This is a genomic window from Vibrio sp. 10N.222.55.C6 (genome assembly GCF_041473395.1).
Lineage (GTDB): Bacteria > Pseudomonadota > Gammaproteobacteria > Enterobacterales > Vibrionaceae > Vibrio > Vibrio crassostreae_C.
This window is the reverse complement of the sequence record NZ_JBFRSD010000021.1, coordinates 62,281-78,398: the sequence shown is the minus strand read 5'-3', so window position 1 is coordinate 78,398 and position 16,118 is coordinate 62,281. Positions and strand designations below refer to the sequence as shown.

18 protein-coding genes are annotated in these 16,118 nt (G+C 43.9%); 11 read left to right on the top strand and 7 right to left on the bottom strand.

The window, feature by feature from the left end; translation table 11 throughout:
• The first annotated feature begins 193 nt into the window (after positions 1-193).
• The 5 genes from cysZ to crr all read left to right on the top strand — a co-directional run bounded on the left by cysZ (position 194) and on the right by crr (position 5,195).
• Positions 194-952: a sulfate transporter CysZ gene (cysZ, locus tag AB4486_RS14840; RefSeq protein WP_029235129.1), complete on the top strand. Its 759-nt coding sequence runs from the start codon at positions 194-196 to the stop codon at positions 950-952.
• A 237-nt stretch (positions 953-1,189) separates the two neighbouring features.
• On the top strand, positions 1,190-2,158 hold the full coding sequence (gene cysK / locus AB4486_RS14835) for a cysteine synthase A (RefSeq protein WP_017061934.1): 969 nt from the start codon (positions 1,190-1,192) through the stop codon (positions 2,156-2,158).
• Between the two features lie 302 nt (positions 2,159-2,460).
• Positions 2,461-2,718 (top strand): HPr family phosphocarrier protein, encoded by a 258-nt coding sequence (locus AB4486_RS14830; protein ID WP_004734263.1) that lies wholly within the window; start codon positions 2,461-2,463, stop codon positions 2,716-2,718.
• A 136-nt stretch (positions 2,719-2,854) separates the two neighbouring features.
• Positions 2,855-4,579: a phosphoenolpyruvate-protein phosphotransferase PtsI gene (gene ptsI, locus AB4486_RS14825; protein WP_017061935.1), complete on the top strand. Its 1,725-nt coding sequence runs from the start codon at positions 2,855-2,857 to the stop codon at positions 4,577-4,579.
• A gap of 106 nt (positions 4,580-4,685) precedes the next feature.
• A complete protein-coding gene (gene crr, locus AB4486_RS14820) occupies positions 4,686-5,195 on the top strand; it encodes a PTS glucose transporter subunit IIA (protein ID WP_004737851.1) in 510 nt (169 codons plus the stop codon).
• Between the two features lie 485 nt (positions 5,196-5,680).
• On the opposite strand, the gene AB4486_RS14815 is transcribed toward crr, so the two are convergent.
• From AB4486_RS14815 to AB4486_RS14800, 4 genes are all read right to left on the bottom strand, one after another.
• The gene (locus AB4486_RS14815) at positions 5,681-6,814 is read right to left on the bottom strand and encodes a flagellin (protein ID WP_102300543.1); all 1,134 of its coding nucleotides are present in this window, start codon (positions 6,812-6,814) and stop codon (positions 5,681-5,683) included.
• 297 nt (positions 6,815-7,111) lie between these two features.
• A complete protein-coding gene (locus tag AB4486_RS14810; RefSeq protein ID WP_372117539.1) occupies positions 7,112-8,245 on the bottom strand; it encodes a flagellin in 1,134 nt (377 codons plus the stop codon).
• Between the two features lie 121 nt (positions 8,246-8,366).
• Entirely contained in the window at positions 8,367-9,290 is a 924-nt protein-coding gene (locus AB4486_RS14805) for a Dyp-type peroxidase (RefSeq protein WP_371724310.1), read from the bottom strand.
• Positions 9,291-9,355: 65 nt separating this feature from the next.
• A complete protein-coding gene (locus AB4486_RS14800; protein ID WP_136982704.1) occupies positions 9,356-9,817 on the bottom strand; it encodes a DUF2919 domain-containing protein in 462 nt (153 codons plus the stop codon).
• A 109-nt stretch (positions 9,818-9,926) separates the two neighbouring features.
• On the opposite strand from AB4486_RS14800, the gene AB4486_RS14795 reads away from it, so the two are divergent.
• Positions 9,927-10,277: a DUF2956 domain-containing protein gene (locus AB4486_RS14795; protein ID WP_372117537.1), complete on the top strand. Its 351-nt coding sequence runs from the start codon at positions 9,927-9,929 to the stop codon at positions 10,275-10,277.
• Between the two features lie 12 nt (positions 10,278-10,289).
• The gene (locus AB4486_RS14790) at positions 10,290-10,622 is read left to right on the top strand and encodes a DUF4156 domain-containing protein (protein WP_065585044.1); all 333 of its coding nucleotides are present in this window, start codon (positions 10,290-10,292) and stop codon (positions 10,620-10,622) included.
• Between the two features lie 91 nt (positions 10,623-10,713).
• Here the strand turns inward: AB4486_RS14790 and AB4486_RS14785 are convergent, their stop codons facing one another.
• Positions 10,714-11,001 (bottom strand): helix-turn-helix domain-containing protein, encoded by a 288-nt coding sequence (locus AB4486_RS14785; protein WP_004734273.1) that lies wholly within the window; start codon positions 10,999-11,001, stop codon positions 10,714-10,716.
• A 205-nt stretch (positions 11,002-11,206) separates the two neighbouring features.
• On the opposite strand from AB4486_RS14785, the gene AB4486_RS14780 reads away from it, so the two are divergent.
• The 4 genes from AB4486_RS14780 (at position 11,207) to AB4486_RS14765 (ending at position 13,727) form a co-directional block, all read left to right on the top strand.
• Positions 11,207-11,554, top strand: a complete 348-nt coding sequence (locus AB4486_RS14780) for an ArsC family reductase (RefSeq protein ID WP_017060699.1) — start codon at positions 11,207-11,209, stop codon at positions 11,552-11,554.
• 98 nt (positions 11,555-11,652) lie between these two features.
• Positions 11,653-12,789, top strand: a complete 1,137-nt coding sequence (gene dapE / locus AB4486_RS14775; RefSeq protein ID WP_017060700.1) for a succinyl-diaminopimelate desuccinylase — start codon at positions 11,653-11,655, stop codon at positions 12,787-12,789.
• Between the two features lie 45 nt (positions 12,790-12,834).
• Positions 12,835-13,509 (top strand): M15 family metallopeptidase, encoded by a 675-nt coding sequence (locus AB4486_RS14770; RefSeq protein WP_017063385.1) that lies wholly within the window; start codon positions 12,835-12,837, stop codon positions 13,507-13,509.
• 8 nt (positions 13,510-13,517) lie between these two features.
• Complete coding sequence (locus AB4486_RS14765; protein WP_019821638.1) at positions 13,518-13,727, top strand: DUF2897 family protein; 210 nt, start codon at positions 13,518-13,520, stop codon at positions 13,725-13,727.
• A gap of 161 nt (positions 13,728-13,888) precedes the next feature.
• On the opposite strand, the gene bamC is transcribed toward AB4486_RS14765, so the two are convergent.
• On the bottom strand, positions 13,889-14,935 hold the full coding sequence (bamC, locus tag AB4486_RS14760) for an outer membrane protein assembly factor BamC (protein WP_372117534.1): 1,047 nt from the start codon (positions 14,933-14,935) through the stop codon (positions 13,889-13,891).
• A gap of 48 nt (positions 14,936-14,983) precedes the next feature.
• The gene (gene dapA, locus AB4486_RS14755; protein WP_017060704.1) at positions 14,984-15,862 is read right to left on the bottom strand and encodes a 4-hydroxy-tetrahydrodipicolinate synthase; all 879 of its coding nucleotides are present in this window, start codon (positions 15,860-15,862) and stop codon (positions 14,984-14,986) included.
• Positions 15,863-16,118: the final 256 nt, after the last annotated feature.

Sequence of the window (16,118 nt, the reverse complement as noted above, 5' to 3'; positions counted from 1 at the left end):
ACACGCTGTCACTAAGTTGGGTTAATTTGGCTAATCTCACTACTCTATCAAAAGTAGCCACTGTTTTAGAACAACTTAATACAATTAGTTCCTTACATGGTGTGATTTTCACCACGCTTTTTTTCTTAATTTCGGTCGAGTACACTAGACATGTTTGCTATTTAACCAAATTCACATGTGACCTAATTTAAATATGACTATTGAATCTGTTCCCCGCTCCGGCTTTGGCTATTTTATTTTCGGAATAAAAATCGCTTTATCACCGAGCATTCGTAAGTTTGTACTAATGCCACTTATCGCGAACGTGTTACTCGTTGGTGGTGCCTTGTTTTATATCTTCTCCAACCTAAACACTTGGATTGAAGGTTGGATTGGTGCATTGCCAAGTTTCTTGTCGTGGTTGTCATACATTTTATGGCCATTACTTGTGTTAACCGTCTTGGCCACATTCTCGTATTTCTTTAGCACGCTCGCTAACTTCATTGCCGCACCGTTCAACGGTTTACTCGCGGAAAAAGTTGAAGAGTTGTTGAGCGGTAAAAAAGTTAATGACGATGGTTTACTTGATGTCCTCAAAGATACCCCACGTATATTAGCGAGAGAATGGCGCAAGCTTGTCTACATTCTGCCAAAAGCGATCGGTTTATTCCTACTTTTGTTAATTCCAGCACTAGGGCAAACCGTTGCTCCGTTTTTATGGTTCATTTTCACAGCATGGATGTTAGCGATTCAATACGCCGACTACCCGTTCGATAACCATAAAATCAAATTTGATGACATGAGAAACAATTTGAAACAAAAACAAGGCAAGAGCTACAGCTTTGGCGCGCTTGTTTCTGTGTTCACCACAATTCCAATTCTAAACCTGATCGTAATGCCCGTTGCCGTTTGCGGCGCGACGGCAATGTGGGTTGCTGAGTTTAAAGACCAAGCTCTGCGTTCTCGTCTATAATTCTCGTCTATTACCCCGCCTATACTTCCTAGTTTCGCCTATCTTTTTGAAGTTCTGATTTCAATAAAGATAGGCGTGAATTCTGCTACATATCTATATGATATAACTTTTTAGTCCTTTTACCTTTTTTTCAACTTGTTTAATCTAAATTCAAGCTGAATAAACATCGTAAGACACTAGACGGTAAAGTGATTGATATACTACGTTTAGTTCTGTCATTAAATGAAGGAATATCGCATGAGCAAGATCTACGAAGACAACACCCTAACGATTGGTAACACACCTCTAGTCCGCCTTAACAAAGTAAGCAAAGGTAACGTCCTAGCTAAGATCGAAGCTCGTAACCCAAGCTTCAGTGTTAAATGTCGTATCGGTTCAAACATGATCTGGGAAGCAGAAAAAGCGGGTACGCTTAAGCCAGGTATCGAGCTTGTTGAACCTACCAGTGGTAACACAGGTGTTGCACTTGCATTCGTAGCAGCAGCACGCGGTTACAAACTAACGCTAACTATGCCTGAATCAATGAGCCTAGAACGTCGTAAGCTGCTTAAAGCGCTTGGCGCAAACCTAGTGCTGACTGAAGCACCAAAAGGTATGAACGGTGCGATTGCTAAAGCAGAAGAGATTGTTGCTTCAGACCCAGACAAGTACCTACTACTTCAACAGTTCAACAACCCAGCCAACCCACAAATTCACGAGCAAACGACTGGTCCTGAAATTTGGGAAGCAACAGACGGCGAAATCGACGTGTTTGTAGCGGGTGTTGGTACGGGCGGTACTATCACAGGTACAAGTCGTTACATTAAAGGTGAAAAAGGCAAAGCGATCACTTCAGTAGCGGTTGAACCAGCAGAGTCTCCAGTGATTGCACAGGCACTTGCAGGTGAAGAAATCAAACCAGCTCCACACAAAATTCAAGGTATCGGTGCAGGTTTCATCCCTGGAAACCTAGATTTAGAGATTATTGACCGTGTTGAATCGGTAACTTCTGAAGAAGCGATCGAGATGGCTCAACGCCTAATGAAAGAAGAAGGTATTCTTGCTGGTATCTCATCTGGCGCGGCAGTAGTAGCAGCGAACAGAATCGCCGAACTACCTGAATTTGCAGGAAAAACTATCGTTACTGTACTACCAAGCTCTGGTGAGCGTTACCTAAGCACAGCCCTATTTGCTGGCATCTTTACGGAAAAAGAGAACCAACAATAATATGTGGTCAAATCAATTTTTCGTCCAAAAAAGCCCCGTTTAGGGGCTTTTTTGTTGATCCCTGCCCCACCTTTGGTAATATCAGGTCTGTTTTATTTTTCGCTTCAAAATAAAAGAAGCAATAAACAAATTCTGAAAGTCATGAGTACTCAGCAAAAGACGACCATGGCTGGATAAAAATTTATAACCAGTCTAAGTTCTAACACGAACATGGCGTACTAGCCTCTAGCGCATTTGGGCTAAAGCAGTTAAGCTAATCTGGTTACAAACTTACAAAAAATAAATTAATTGGGGTATATAAAATGTACGAGAAGCAAGTAGAAATCACAGCAGAAAACGGTCTTCACACTCGTCCAGCTGCACAGTTCGTTAAAGAAGCAAAATCTTTCGACGCTGACATCACAGTGACTTCTAACGGCAAAAGCGCTAGCGCGAAAAGCCTGTTCAAACTACAAACTTTAGGCCTAGTAAAAGGTACTAACGTTACTATTTCAGCTGAAGGTCCTCAAGCTCAGCAAGCAGTAGACCACCTAGTTGCTCTTATGGATCAACTACACTAATACGGTCTCCTTCTTTCAAAGCCATTTTGCATAGCAAAGTGGCTTTGTTCGAAATAGATAGGAATAAGCGCGACATTAGTCGACGACTTAAAGTCACACACTCTCCCGTTTACAGTTGAACAACTAAGGTAAGGCTATGATTTCAGGCATCCTAGCATCTCCTGGTATTGCTTTCGGTAAAGCACTACTACTTCAAGAAGATGAAATTGTCCTAAACACTCAATCTATCTCTGACGACCAAGTTGAAGCAGAAGTACAGCGTTTCTTTGACGCTCGTAACAAATCTTCTCAACAACTTGAAGTTGTTAAGCAAAAAGCACTTGAAACTTTTGGCGAAGAAAAAGAAGCAATCTTTGAAGGCCACATCATGCTGCTTGAAGATGAAGAGCTAGAAGAAGAGATTTTAGCACTCATCAAGAAAGACAAGATGCACGCAGACAACGCGATCCACACTGTGATCGAAGAGCAAGCTGTTGCACTAGAGTCTCTTGATGATGAGTACCTAAAAGAACGTGCAACTGATATCCGTGATATCGGTACTCGTTTCGTTAAAAATGCTCTAGGCATTAACATTGTATCTCTAGCAGATATCAATGAAGAAGTTATCCTAGTAGCTTACGACCTAACGCCATCTGAAACTGCACAAATCAACCTAGACTACGTTCTTGGTTTCGCTTGTGACATCGGCGGTCGTACATCTCATACTTCAATCATGGCACGTTCTCTTGAACTTCCAGCTATCGTTGGTACTAACGATATCACTAAGCAAGTTAAGAACGGCGACATGCTTGTGCTAGACGCGATGAACAACAAGATCATCATCAACCCTTCAGATGCTGAATTAGCAGAAGCTAAGAAAATCAAAGAAGATTTCGAAGCAGAAGCAGTTGAACTAGCAAAACTAAAAGATTTACATGCTGAAACTCTAGACGGTCACCGTGTAGAAGTTTGTGGCAACATCGGTACAGTAAAAGACTGTGACGGTATCCTGCGTAACGGCGGTGAAGGCGTTGGTCTGTACCGTACTGAATTCCTATTTATGGACCGTGACGCGCTTCCTACTGAAGAAGAGCAATACGTTGCTTACAAAGAAGTAGCAGAAGCAATGGAAGGCGAGTCAGTGATTATCCGTACTATGGATATCGGTGGCGACAAAGACCTACCATACATGGACCTTCCACAAGAGATGAACCCGTTCCTAGGCTGGCGTGCAGTACGTATCAGCTTGGATCGTCGTGAAATCCTACGTGACCAACTACGTGGCATCCTACGTGCATCTGCACACGGTAAACTACGTATCATGTTCCCAATGATCATTTCTGTTGAAGAGATCCGTGAACTGAAAAAAGCAATCGAAGAGTACAAAGTTGAACTTCGCGCTGAAGGCCTAGCTTTCGATGAAGAAATCGAAATCGGCGTAATGGTTGAGACTCCAGCAGCTGCTGCAATCGCACACCACCTAGCGAAAGAAGTATCTTTCTTCTCTATCGGTACTAACGACCTAACGCAATACACTCTTGCGGTAGACCGTGGTAACGAAATGATTTCTCACCTATACAACCCACTATCTCCTGCTGTTCTTACAGTAATCAAGCAAGTGATCGACGCATCACACGCTGAAGGTAAGTGGACTGGTATGTGTGGTGAGCTTGCTGGTGATGAGCGTGCAACGCTACTTCTTCTTGGTATGGGTCTAGATGAGTTCTCTATGAGCGGTATCTCTATCCCTAAAGTTAAGAAAGTAATCCGTAACTCTAACTTCGCTGAAGTTAAAGCTATGGCTGACGAAGCACTATCTCTACCAACAGCTGCTGAAATTGAAGCTTGCGTAGAAAAGTTCATCGCTGAGAAAACTCAGTAATCGCCAATCGCTTAATAACGTTAGACGGCTAAAAATAGTCGTCTAATTTGTTAGATTGGTATAGTATATTCTACAGAATAAAACTAAACGTTAGGAGCATGACACAATGGGTCTGTTTGACAAACTGAAAAAGCTTGTATCTGATGACAGCGCTGATGCTGGTGCAATCGAAATCATCGCACCTCTTTCTGGTGAAATCGTAAACATCGAAGATGTGCCAGATGTAGTTTTCGCTGAAAAAATCGTTGGTGACGGCATCGCGATCAAACCAGCTGGCGACAAAATGGTAGCTCCAGTTAACGGTACTATCGGTAAGATCTTCGAAACTAACCACGCATTCTCTATCGAGTCTGACGACGGTGTTGAGCTTTTCGTTCACTTCGGTATCGATACTGTTGAACTTAAAGGCGAAGGCTTCACTCGTGTAGCTGAAGAAGGTCAATCTGTTAAAGCTGGTGACACTATCATCACTTTCGACCTAGCGCTTCTAGAAGAGAAAGCAAAATCTACGCTTACTCCAGTTGTTATCTCTAACATGGACGAAATCAAGGAGCTGAACAAGCTTTCTGGTTCTGTAACTGTTGGCGAAACTCCAGTTCTTAAAGTAACTAAGTAATCTCGATTACTTAACTGCTTTAATTAAAACGCTACCTAAGGGTGGCGTTTTTTGTGCCTGCTATATAGTTCTAATGCCAGATTACCAGCCGCTTTGGCCTTATACCTAACAACTACAAATCCCCTTCTTCTTTGGGCCTCTCACGAACAGAGATCCCTGACATCTCGCTCGGTTCGATTCTGGGATGACGATTAAACACTATGGTTTAAGCCTGAGTGATTGTTACTCAAACCGACCTCTTCTATACAGTTAGCTATAGAGTCACCAATACCCAACTCCCGTCATTCCCTACAGTGAGGCACGAACGTGATAGGGAATCTCGCTTTCCAATCAACTACCAACACCACAACTCCCCTCTCTTCTCCAAATTTCAGGCAATAAAAAACCCAGCCGAAGCTGGGTCTGTTTAGCGCTCATCTCTCACCACGAGCTAATTTGTGGAAGCCTAACGTCAACACTATCGGTCAACGTGGCTTTTCAATCGATTAACCTAGTAGGCTAAGTGCCGAGTTCGGTGCTTGCTTCGCTTGAGCAAGAATCGAGCTTGAAGCTTGAGAAAGGATCTGAGACTTAGTCATCTGAGTCGTTTCTTTCGCGAAGTCGGTATCTTTAATACGGCTCTTAGATGCGTTAACGTTCTCGTTAATGTTGTCTAAGTTGCTGATAGCGTGGTCGAAACGGTTTTGGAAAGCACCTAGCTCAGCACGGTGACTGTCTACATACTTAAGGGCCGCATCGATTACTGCTACAGACTCTTGTGCGCCGCCAACAGATGTTACGTCGATAGTATCAACCGTTACGTCTTTAGCTGCTTGAATACCTAGCTCGCCCGCAAGACCGCCAGAGAAAGACACATCGCCGCTCACTTTGTTGTTGCCTGTGAACATTTGTAGCTTGCCGTCTTCAGTAACAGACGCTTTAACAGAATCTTGTTGACCGTTGATGTAAGTCGCTAGCTCTTCGATGTCATCACCCGCTTTTGCGCTGATGTCGATTTCTTGTGCTTGGCCGAAGTTGTCAGTGAACGACAGTTTTAGGTCGTTAGAGCCCGCTTGAACGTTCCAGTCTTTGTCTTTCGCGTTCTCAGTTTGGTAGCTCTTACCACCCATCTGAGCGTTATCAGAGCGCATGTCTTTCAGTTGAAGCATTACAGCTTCACCGTTATCCGCACCGATTTGGAATGATTTAGTACCGTGAGTACCGTTAAGCAGCTTGTTACCACCAAAAGACGTCGTTTCCGCGATACGGTTCAGTTCGTCGTTCAGTGCTGTTACTTCTTCTTGAATCGCTACACGCTCAGATTTTGAGTTTGAGCCGTTTGAAGATTGTAGAGACAAATCACGCATACGTTGCAGGATGTTAGTCGTCTCGTTCATTGCACCTTCAGCAGTTTGTGCAATTGAGATACCGTCGTTCGCGTTACGTACAGCAACATCAAGGCCACGACTTTGAACGTTCAAACGGTTCGAGATTTGTAGACCCGCAGCGTCATCTTTTGCGCTGTTGATTTTTGAGCCAGAAGCTAGACGCTCCATTGATGTTTGTTGTGCGCTGTTTGCATTGTTTAGGTAACGTTGCGCTGTCATCGCTGAAACGTTTGTATTTACATTCACTGCCATGGTGACTTCTCCAATTGATTTTCCGGTATAGCGGTTTCCGACGTCTCGGAAAACCAAGTAGTTATCTCTAAGTTACTTTTAATAACGGCGTGATTGGCGAAACCTTTAGGAAAAAAACAACAAATTTAAAGAAATAGCGGTAAAACAGAAGAAAGCGTGACTGGTCGTAAAATTATCGAAAAAAGATGAGAAAATCGCTAAAGTTGCCGGGAAGTCAGTCGAGTGAGAAATTGTATTTTTATTCGCCAAAAAGCACCGGCCAAGCTGAAATGCTTTTATAAGATTGTAGGTAATTCATTAACCTAATAACGTTAAAGCTAGATTCGGCGCTTGCTTGGCTTGAGCGAGTATCGTTGTGCTCACTTGCTGCAGTATTTGTTGCTTGAGCATTTGAGTGGTTTCTTTGGCGTAGTCGGTATCTTTGATTCGACTGTTTGATGTCGCCAAATTCTCATGAACGTTTTCAAGATTGTTAATGGCATGATCAAAGCGGTTTTGCATTGCCCCTAATTCAGAGCGATGGCTATCGACATACTTCATCGCCGTATCCAAAATAGAGACGGCGCGCTGAGCACCACCCACATCCGTTACATTGATGTCATTAACTGACTCGTAATAGCCCGCTGACATCGAAAGCTCACTGGCTAATGAACCTGAAAAAGAGATGGTACCCGCGGTATCTTCACCTGACATATAAATCTGAAGTTGTCCGTCATCATTAACAGAAGCCGATAAGAGATCCGTTTGACCATTAATGTAAGTCGCCAACTCTTCGAGATCATCGCCCGCTTTCGCATTAATGGTGATCTCTTGAGGCTGACCAAAACGATCCGTAAACGACATCGTCATATCATTCTGGTTTGATTTCACTTCCCATGAATCACTGGCCATGCCATTAGCAACGTAGCTAAAGCCGCCCATGTTGATGTCATCAGTACGCATGCTTTTCAAACCAATCTGCACAGCTTCGCCCGAACTGCCGCCGATTTGAAACGAGGTGTGCCCAAAACTGCCGTTAAGGAGTTTTTTACCACCGAATGAAGTGGTTTCGGCAATTCGATTCAGCTCGTCATTTAACGCGGTGACTTCTTCTTGAATAGCGATTCGTTCCGATGAACTATTCGAGCCGTTACTCGCTTGTAGGGATAAGTCTCGCATGCGCTGCATGATATTAGTGGTTTCATTCATCGCCCCTTCTGCAGTCTGCATAATGGAGATACCGTCGTTAGCATTTCGAACAGCAACATCAATGCCACTCATCTGTGCTTCTAATCGATTTGAGATCTGTAAGCCAGCCGCATCGTCTTTTGCACTATTAATACGGCTCCCTGAAGCTAAGCGCTCCAAAGATTGGTTCAGCATGTTATTAGCGTTAGAGAGGTTTCTCTGAGCCACTAACGCCGAGACATTCGTATTGACAGTTATAGCCATAGACCTTCGCTTACAAAAAGAGGAATAAAACTCACGATTGCTCTTATATCGACCAATTCATATAAAGCTTTAATAAAAAAGGAGCCCTGAGGCTCCCTTTGTTTATTCTTTTTGAGACGACTTACTTAATCGTTAATGCACTCAACATCTCAGTTGAAGGAGCAAAGTAATACGCGCCAGTCACCGCTTTAGTAAAGCGAAGCAGTTGGTCTGTTTTGCCATCAGTTACGCCGTACATGCTCTCTAACATCGCATCGAAGTTATGACGAACGTTACAGTAAGCAATGAACAATAAGCCGTGGTCGCCCGTAGCAGTACCGTAAGGTAGACTGTGGCGAACAATCTTAAGCCCCTTGCCTTCTTCTTTGATATCCACACGGCCAACGTGAGACGCCGCAGGAACATCATCTAACTCAATTGAATCAGGTTTAGTTCGGCCAATCACTTTCTCTTGTGCCGATACATTCAAACGATTCCAAGCTGGCAGGTTATGCACAAAACGCTGCACCATTACATAACTACCACCAGCGAATTCACCCTCAGGCACAATAGCGACTTCAGCACGTTGTGCGTCTTTCGGGTTTTCAGTGCCATCAACAAAGTCTGTCATGTCACGAGAGTCTAGGAAGCGATAACCATAAGTTTCATCAACCACTTCAACATCAGCTGCTACTTCAGATAGCAATTTACGCAAGATAAAGAAGTGCAGATCATGTCGGTTTGAATGACAGTGAATCAGAACGTCAGACAGTGTGCTCGGTGCTGTGATATCACCTTCACCCAGCACAGGGAAGTCGATCAAATCAGCGGGCGCTGCTTGCTCGAACTTATCCCAAAAAGCTTTTGAGAACGCAACCGATGCCGTTAAGTTCGCATCAGGCTGAGTTTGGTTTAGTTCGTCGATTAGAGTCGGAAGCTTTTGAATTTCTGCTAGTACATTAGCAGTATTAGCGTTCACTTTAAGTTGAACGTAAAGCGCGAAAGGCCCAGCTTCAGGCAAAATAGCACTTTGAACGTTAGGCTGCTCATTTGAAACATTAAGCATAGATTATTCCTTCCAGTTTTAGCTTCTAAGTATAATTGTGAATGGGACAAATGTTTTGATGAGAATCAGTCTTCGTGCTCAACCACTTTAAAGCAATCCCTTGCAGCATGGCTATTGGTTAGATAAAGCGCTAACCACAGCAGCAACAATAGGGTGATGCCATTTGACCAACGGAACCATCCGTTATCCAAATAGATTAAATAAATCGTATGGGAGCCCTGTGCCAAGATAGCCATCATGGTAACCCAACGTCCCCATGACACGACTTTGTTAAGGCGCTTTCTATCTGGCGATCTTAGCCCAAATAACCACATCAGCAGCAAACTAGGCACACTCAACGCGATCCCGACATAAAACATCTGATGGTCTGGGTAGATTATCTCAAGAATATCGGTTCCCGATTCTCGGCTTGCGCCTGCAACAATGAAAACGACCAAGGCTTTCGCAAGAAACAACCAACCTAGCCAGAGCAAGATTGGAGCTTTCAAAAAGCCGTGCTTGTCGTATTGTTCTATGGAGTACCGCACAAATCTCACTTTCACTTATTTTCAAACCAACACTTTAACGCAAATCATTCATACTTAACTAGCTTTGCGTTATCTTAGTAGCCAATCCGTTTTAATTGTCGAACTCAGTATGAAAAACAAAACTAATACGCCCTCTGTTGAATCTCAACAGGAAGCACTGAAGATAGCCAAAGCGACTCAAAAGCCAGCTCAAACCAAAGAACAAACTAAACTGATTGCTCAGGGTATCGAGAAAGGCATCGCACTGTACAAGAAACAGCAAAAAGAACGCAGCCGCCAAGCCGATAAAGCTAAAAAGCGCGTACAGAAAGAGAGGCAGACTCTACAAGCGAACCAAGACCAAGACCAAGAACAGAATGTCGACTTGGATAATGAAACAACATCAAATCACGCCAGTAAATTGCCGTGGTTATTATTGTTCGCTAGCTGGATAGGCTTCGCGATTTATTTGATGAAATAACAGGATAAGCGTATGAAAAAGGAATTAATCGCTTTGGCTATGAGTAGCGTGTTACTCGGTTGCACGACACCGACATCAACGCCTCATAGCGAAGCTGCCAACGTGCAAATGGATTACCATGGCGTGATTAATATCGATAAATGTCAGTATAAAGGGGAAGTCACAGGCAGCGAAGGCCATTGGTACAACTACCTGTTTTACCCAAATGACACATTGATTCAAGGCGCCATGAATCAACTCAAGTCGAATACGATTGAGCTAGGCGCAGATACCGTGATATTCACACTTCCCCAAGATTTTTCCACATCCGTGACTATGCTGGGAACTGCCTATCTGTGTAAGTAAATAGAAACGTAATGGGGTAGCTCACAACTCATATTAGCGAGATGCTCCCTACTATTTCTATTCTAAAAAAAGAAAGCCAGCTTTCGCTGGCTTATGCACTAAATCCAAGGCTTGTTGCTATATCGCCTTTACGCTGGATAACCCATTGACTGTCAAATGGCCCCCAGTCGGATAACTGGTAATAGCCATCATTATGACGTCGCCCATCTTGAACAAACATAAGTTCGATACCGATCCCCGGTAACGCCTTGAGTACATCTTGAATAGTACGACGAGGCCACCCCGTTTTTTCGATGAGTTTAGGCACATTTGGCCTATCAAGGCTTTCCACTAACAATGCTAAATATAGCCGCCTTGCAAAAACAGGACTCAACTCCATTGACACCTCCTATATATGTGCAGTTCAATTATTTCTTTTTTCGCTGACAACATGTTGAGGCTGATCAATAAGTCTCCAATAGTGACATTTTCTTACGCTTTTTTTTCACTCTATGAAATATTCATCACTCTATTTTGTCTGAGTTGCTGCTTCCTGATAGGATTCAACCCATAACAATGAAATAAAATCACTCAAAGGAAGAATAATGACTATCACCATGTTTGGTATCCCAAATTGCGACACCATTAAAAAAGCAAAGAAATGGCTCGAAGCTGAAGGTATCGAGTTCGAATTTCACGATTATCGCAAACAAGGCATCACAGAAGAGCTAGTAACAAGCTTCTGCTCTGAGCTAGGTTGGGAGCTTGTGCTAAACAAACGTGGTACGACTTATCGCCAACTTTCTCAAGAACAGAAAGACACCCTAACAGAAGAAAAAGCGGTGACTTTGCTAGTTGAACAACCTGCCATGATCAAGCGCCCAATCTTAAAAGTTGAAGGTAAGCTTCACATCGGATTTAAAGCCGACCAATACGCGGCTATTTTTGCTTAGATCGTTGTATTTACATAGACAGACAACTGGACGTTGATCATTGAATCAGCTTCTAAAAATTAATGACTAGACGTTTTATTTAAACAAGGAATTCAAGGATGACAGATAGCCCAACTTTGGCTCTGGCAAAAGACCTAATCAGCCGTCAATCGGTAACACCAGAAGATGCAGGCTGCCAAGACCTGATGATTGAACGCTTAAAAGCACTCGGTTTTGAAATCGAAGTGATGGTATTTGAAGATACGACCAACTTCTGGGCTCGTCGTGGTACTGAAGCGCCTCTGTTTGCTTTTGCTGGTCACACTGATGTGGTACCTGCAGGCCCAATCGAACAGTGGAACACTAAGCCATTCGAACCGACTATCGTAGACGGTTTCCTACATGGCCGTGGCGCTGCTGATATGAAAGGCTCTCTGGCTTCAATGATTGTTGCCGTCGAGCAGTTCATTGCCAAACACCCAGACCACACAGGCTCAATTGGTTTCCTGATCACTTCAGATGAGGAAGGTCCTTTCATCAACGGTACTGTACGTGTTGTTGAAGCATTAATGGCGCGCGGTGAAAACATCGATATGTGTATCGTTGGTGAACCATCGAGCACTGAGTTCGTGGGTGATGTCGTGAAGAACGGCCGTCGTGGCTCTATCACTGGCGACCTAACGATTAAAGGCACACAAGGTCATGTTGCCTACCCTCACCTAGCAAACAACCCAGTACACAGCTCTCTGCTTGCTATTAATGAGCTAGCAACAACTGAGTGGGATAAAGGTAATGATTACTTCCCGCCAACCAGTTTCCAAATTCCAAATGTGAGTGCGGGTACTGGTGCTTCAAACGTGATCCCTGGTGAGTTTAATGTTCAGTTTAACCTACGCTTTAGTACAGAGTTAAGCAACGACATCATCGTTGAGCGCATCACAACGACACTCGACAAGTATGATTTCGAATACGACCTAAGATGGACATTCAATGGCGACCCGTTCTTAACAGACGCAGGTTCACTGCTTGATGCTATTGTTGATGCAGTGGGTCACGTCAATGATGTGAAACCAGCACTGCTAACGACTGGCGGTACATCTGATGGTCGCTTTATTGCACGTATGGGCGGACAAGTGGTTGAACTAGGCCCTGTGAATGCAACGATTCACAAGGTTAACGAATGCGTGAAGGTAGCCGATTTAGAAAAGCTAACTGACATGTACGAAAGAACATTAGTGAACCTATTCGCTAAATAGTCTTTCATCAGCGATTCATAGCATCCAATTATTGAGAGACTCGTTATGACACCAGAGCAGCTTACCGGACAATCAGATTCTCATCTAGAGCCTAGCCTGATCGGCACCAAGACCTTCTTGGTCCACAGTGAGGTTAAGAATGACCTGAATAATTTGATTGAAGCTGCTCAGCTCGCTGGTTTTAAAATGGAGATTGCCAGTGGCTTTCGCGACTATGAAAGGCAATCTCTGATTTGGAACCGTAAGTTTTCTGGCGAAGCTCCGATATTAGATTCAGAAAGCCAACCTCTTGATGCTTCAAAACTGACCGAACAACAAAAGCTATCGGCTATCCTGAGATGGTCTGCGCTTCCCGGCGCGAGTCGTCATCATTGGGGTTGTGACTTCGATGTCTTTGCTCGTAACCACTTACCTGAAGGCATACATCTGCAATTAGAACCATGGGAATACCTTACTGGCCACCAGCAATCGTTTTACCAATGGCTATCAGTTCATGCTGCACAATTTGGTTTCTTCTTTCCTTACAGCCAAGATTTGGGTGGTGTGGCGATCGAACCATGGCATATCAGCCATCGCAAAGTATCGGAGTCGTGTTTATCACAGTTATCTCCGACTTTACTTGGCAAGCAACTCCAATCTAAGCCAGTATTAGGGTATGAGATTATTATGGAGCAGCTAGACGAGATCTATGCACGCTTCGTAGCGAATATCAGTCATTAGGAGCGCTTATGTTGGAGTGGCTTACAAACCCTTGGGTTATCATCATCATCGTAGTTAGCGTTGTTGTGGGTAACATCGCAGCGCTCAAACAGACAGCCAATATGGATCTGACGGGGCGTGGTAAAACTGAGCGAGATTTAGATAAGCTCAATCGCTTGGATAAACTTAACCAAGAGAAAGCTGAAAAAGAAGAATCCAAAGACAATAAAGACGCATAGCCTTTTGCTTTGGCTAATCAGCTTGATTGACCAATTTTGATTGACCAATGTAGCCTGATGACAACGAATACAATAAAAAAGAGGACACAGTGTGTCCTCTTTTTTATTTGCTTTTGCTAATCACAAGGCTGATTTAACTCAGCTTGTGACGGCTTGAATGACTACTCAGCTTTCGCTTCTTTGTCATCTTTGGTTTGGTCAGCAATATGCGCTAATACCGGAACCATAGACTTAAGCAGCTCTTCTTCTACTGGCTTACCTGATGCATCCGTTACGTTGATTGACGTACGGTTGCCAAGGTCACCAAATAGGAAGTTGTAAGTGCCTGGCGCTAAGTCGATAGGCTGTAGGCCAATTTCTTCCCAGAACTCATCATCTGGTGCTGCGTACTTCGCCTTCACCGTACCCTGAGATTGATTGCGTTCTTCAAGCTCAAAGCCCATAGCAGGCAACAAGTTAGGCAGGCGCTGCCAGAATACATTGTATGGCGTACGAGCAATAATCACAGGGAAACCACTACGGTCAGCACCCATTGAAATTGGAATACGCTTCACCAACTCTTGCGCTTTCAGCGCCGCTTCAGCACGAAGGTTTTCATCGTACTTAGCCATAACTAGGTTGGTCAGGAACGCGTTGTAACGCTCTTTATTGGTTGCCGTTACTGTTTTCTCTTCAGTACCTTCACGCCAATCAATCAGATTAATCTTGAAGCCATGACGGTTGTTTGCTTGGAAGCGAGAGATAGAGTAACGACTACCAATCTCTACGTCTTCATCTTCAGAAACCCAAGTTACCCAATCGGTCTCAATCTCATTCTCTGATTGCTCACGAATACCAATACCACGTTGAGCCAGCATATCTACAGCCGTTTGCCACACGCGGTCTGCCTCTTCTGCGCGAAGAAGCCATAGTGTCACTTCACCGTTTTGACGCTCAGCACGAGCACCCGGGATCAGTTCAAGAACCTGTTGCGGTGGACGAATATCCACTTCACGACCAGTACCACCACTGAATTCACCGCTTGGGATGTCAAAATTTGGGTAGAACTGAGGCTGAGCATCTACAGGCAATTGCCATTGTGAAAACTCAGGTGTTTCTAAGTATTCGAAATCATCTTTGGCTTGGCGACGTTGAGTCGGGTTGCCAGAACATGCTGTAAGAACGAAAACAGCCAGTGACCCAATCACTAGCTGGTGAGAATACTTCATTTATACTCCTAAATGCCGAAGGTTCGCTTCGGCATCACTTCATACGTTTTAGTAAATGCACGCTTCAGTCATTGCTTGAGCAACAACAGGTTGAGCTGGCTCTGACAGTTCAGTCAGCGGTAGACGTAAGCCACCTTCAGCAATCAGACCCATTTTATGAACCGCCCATTTTACGGGAATAGGGTTAGACTCAACGAACAAATTCTTATGTAGAGGCATCAAACGCTCATTGATCGCTTCCGCTTCTTCAAACTTACCTTCTTTTGCTAGCTTGAACATGGTTGCCATATCAGCGGCTGCAACATTGTTCGTTACAGAGATCACGCCATCGCCACCACGCTTAACAAATTCTAGGCCTGTTAAGTCATCACCACTTAGTAAGATAAAGTCTTCGCCACAAAGTTCACGGTGAATTGCAATTCTGTCGAGATCACCCGTCGCATCTTTCAGTGCAACGATGTTTTCGATCTCAGCAAGACGAGCAACCGTTTCTGGCAACAAGTCTACCGCAGTACGACCTGGAACATTGTATAGAATTTGTGGAACGTCACTGACTTCAGCAATCGCTTTGTAGTGTTGGTACAAACCTTCTTGAGTCGGTTTGTTGTAGTAAGGCGTTACGCTCAGGCAACCAGCAATACCAGAACCATTCAACAAACGGCTGAATAGAACAGATTCATGAGTTGCATTTGCACCTGTACCAGCGATAACGGGAATACGACCATCAGCAAATTCAACGATCTTGTTGACGACTTTGACATGCTCTTCAATAGTGAGTGTTGAAGACTCACCTGTTGTGCCAACCGCAACCAGACCATCACTACCTGCAGCAATATGGTGCTCAACTAACTTTTTAAGGCTGTCGAAATCCACTTCACCATCTGTATTAAATGGCGTAACTAGCGCAACGATACTTCCTGAAAACATGTCTATCTCCCTTAATTTATTCTTTTTGCATGTTACTGTAAGCCAATCAATAAACACAAGACATTAAAGTGGCTTACCGGCAACATCTGCATTAAATATTGTCGTATGTTTGAGGTAAAACGACTTCTAACGGCGTTCTACCTAGAATTTGGGTAACCTGCACTCAATCTAGCGGATAGCACATCACTGGATGTCAGTAACAAGTAAGCTGTGCTCTCATCGCTCTATCTCATTTTTTAACGCGCTCGATATTCTT

What these genes read in the sequence shown, in the direction of transcription:
- cysZ (WP_029235129.1), top strand. Translation starts at nt 194, where the DNA reads ATGACTATTGAATCTGTTCCCCGCTCCGGCTTTGGCTATTTTATTTTC.
- cysK (WP_017061934.1), top strand. Translation starts at nt 1,190, where the DNA reads ATGAGCAAGATCTACGAAGACAACACCCTAACGATTGGTAACACACCT.
- AB4486_RS14830 (WP_004734263.1), top strand. Translation starts at nt 2,461, where the DNA reads ATGTACGAGAAGCAAGTAGAAATCACAGCAGAAAACGGTCTTCACACT.
- ptsI (WP_017061935.1), top strand. Translation starts at nt 2,855, where the DNA reads ATGATTTCAGGCATCCTAGCATCTCCTGGTATTGCTTTCGGTAAAGCA.
- crr (WP_004737851.1), top strand. Translation starts at nt 4,686, where the DNA reads ATGGGTCTGTTTGACAAACTGAAAAAGCTTGTATCTGATGACAGCGCT.
- AB4486_RS14815 (WP_102300543.1), bottom strand. Translation starts at nt 6,814, where the DNA reads ATGGCAGTGAATGTAAATACAAACGTTTCAGCGATGACAGCGCAACGT.
- AB4486_RS14810 (WP_372117539.1), bottom strand. Translation starts at nt 8,245, where the DNA reads ATGGCTATAACTGTCAATACGAATGTCTCGGCGTTAGTGGCTCAGAGA.
- AB4486_RS14805 (WP_371724310.1), bottom strand. Translation starts at nt 9,290, where the DNA reads ATGCTTAATGTTTCAAATGAGCAGCCTAACGTTCAAAGTGCTATTTTG.
- AB4486_RS14795 (WP_372117537.1), top strand. Translation starts at nt 9,927, where the DNA reads ATGAAAAACAAAACTAATACGCCCTCTGTTGAATCTCAACAGGAAGCA.
- AB4486_RS14790 (WP_065585044.1), top strand. Translation starts at nt 10,290, where the DNA reads ATGAAAAAGGAATTAATCGCTTTGGCTATGAGTAGCGTGTTACTCGGT.
- AB4486_RS14785 (WP_004734273.1), bottom strand. Translation starts at nt 11,001, where the DNA reads ATGGAGTTGAGTCCTGTTTTTGCAAGGCGGCTATATTTAGCATTGTTA.
- AB4486_RS14780 (WP_017060699.1), top strand. Translation starts at nt 11,207, where the DNA reads ATGACTATCACCATGTTTGGTATCCCAAATTGCGACACCATTAAAAAA.
- dapE (WP_017060700.1), top strand. Translation starts at nt 11,653, where the DNA reads ATGACAGATAGCCCAACTTTGGCTCTGGCAAAAGACCTAATCAGCCGT.
- AB4486_RS14770 (WP_017063385.1), top strand. Translation starts at nt 12,835, where the DNA reads ATGACACCAGAGCAGCTTACCGGACAATCAGATTCTCATCTAGAGCCT.
- AB4486_RS14765 (WP_019821638.1), top strand. Translation starts at nt 13,518, where the DNA reads ATGTTGGAGTGGCTTACAAACCCTTGGGTTATCATCATCATCGTAGTT.
- bamC (WP_372117534.1), bottom strand. Translation starts at nt 14,935, where the DNA reads ATGAAGTATTCTCACCAGCTAGTGATTGGGTCACTGGCTGTTTTCGTT.
- dapA (WP_017060704.1), bottom strand. Translation starts at nt 15,862, where the DNA reads ATGTTTTCAGGAAGTATCGTTGCGCTAGTTACGCCATTTAATACAGAT.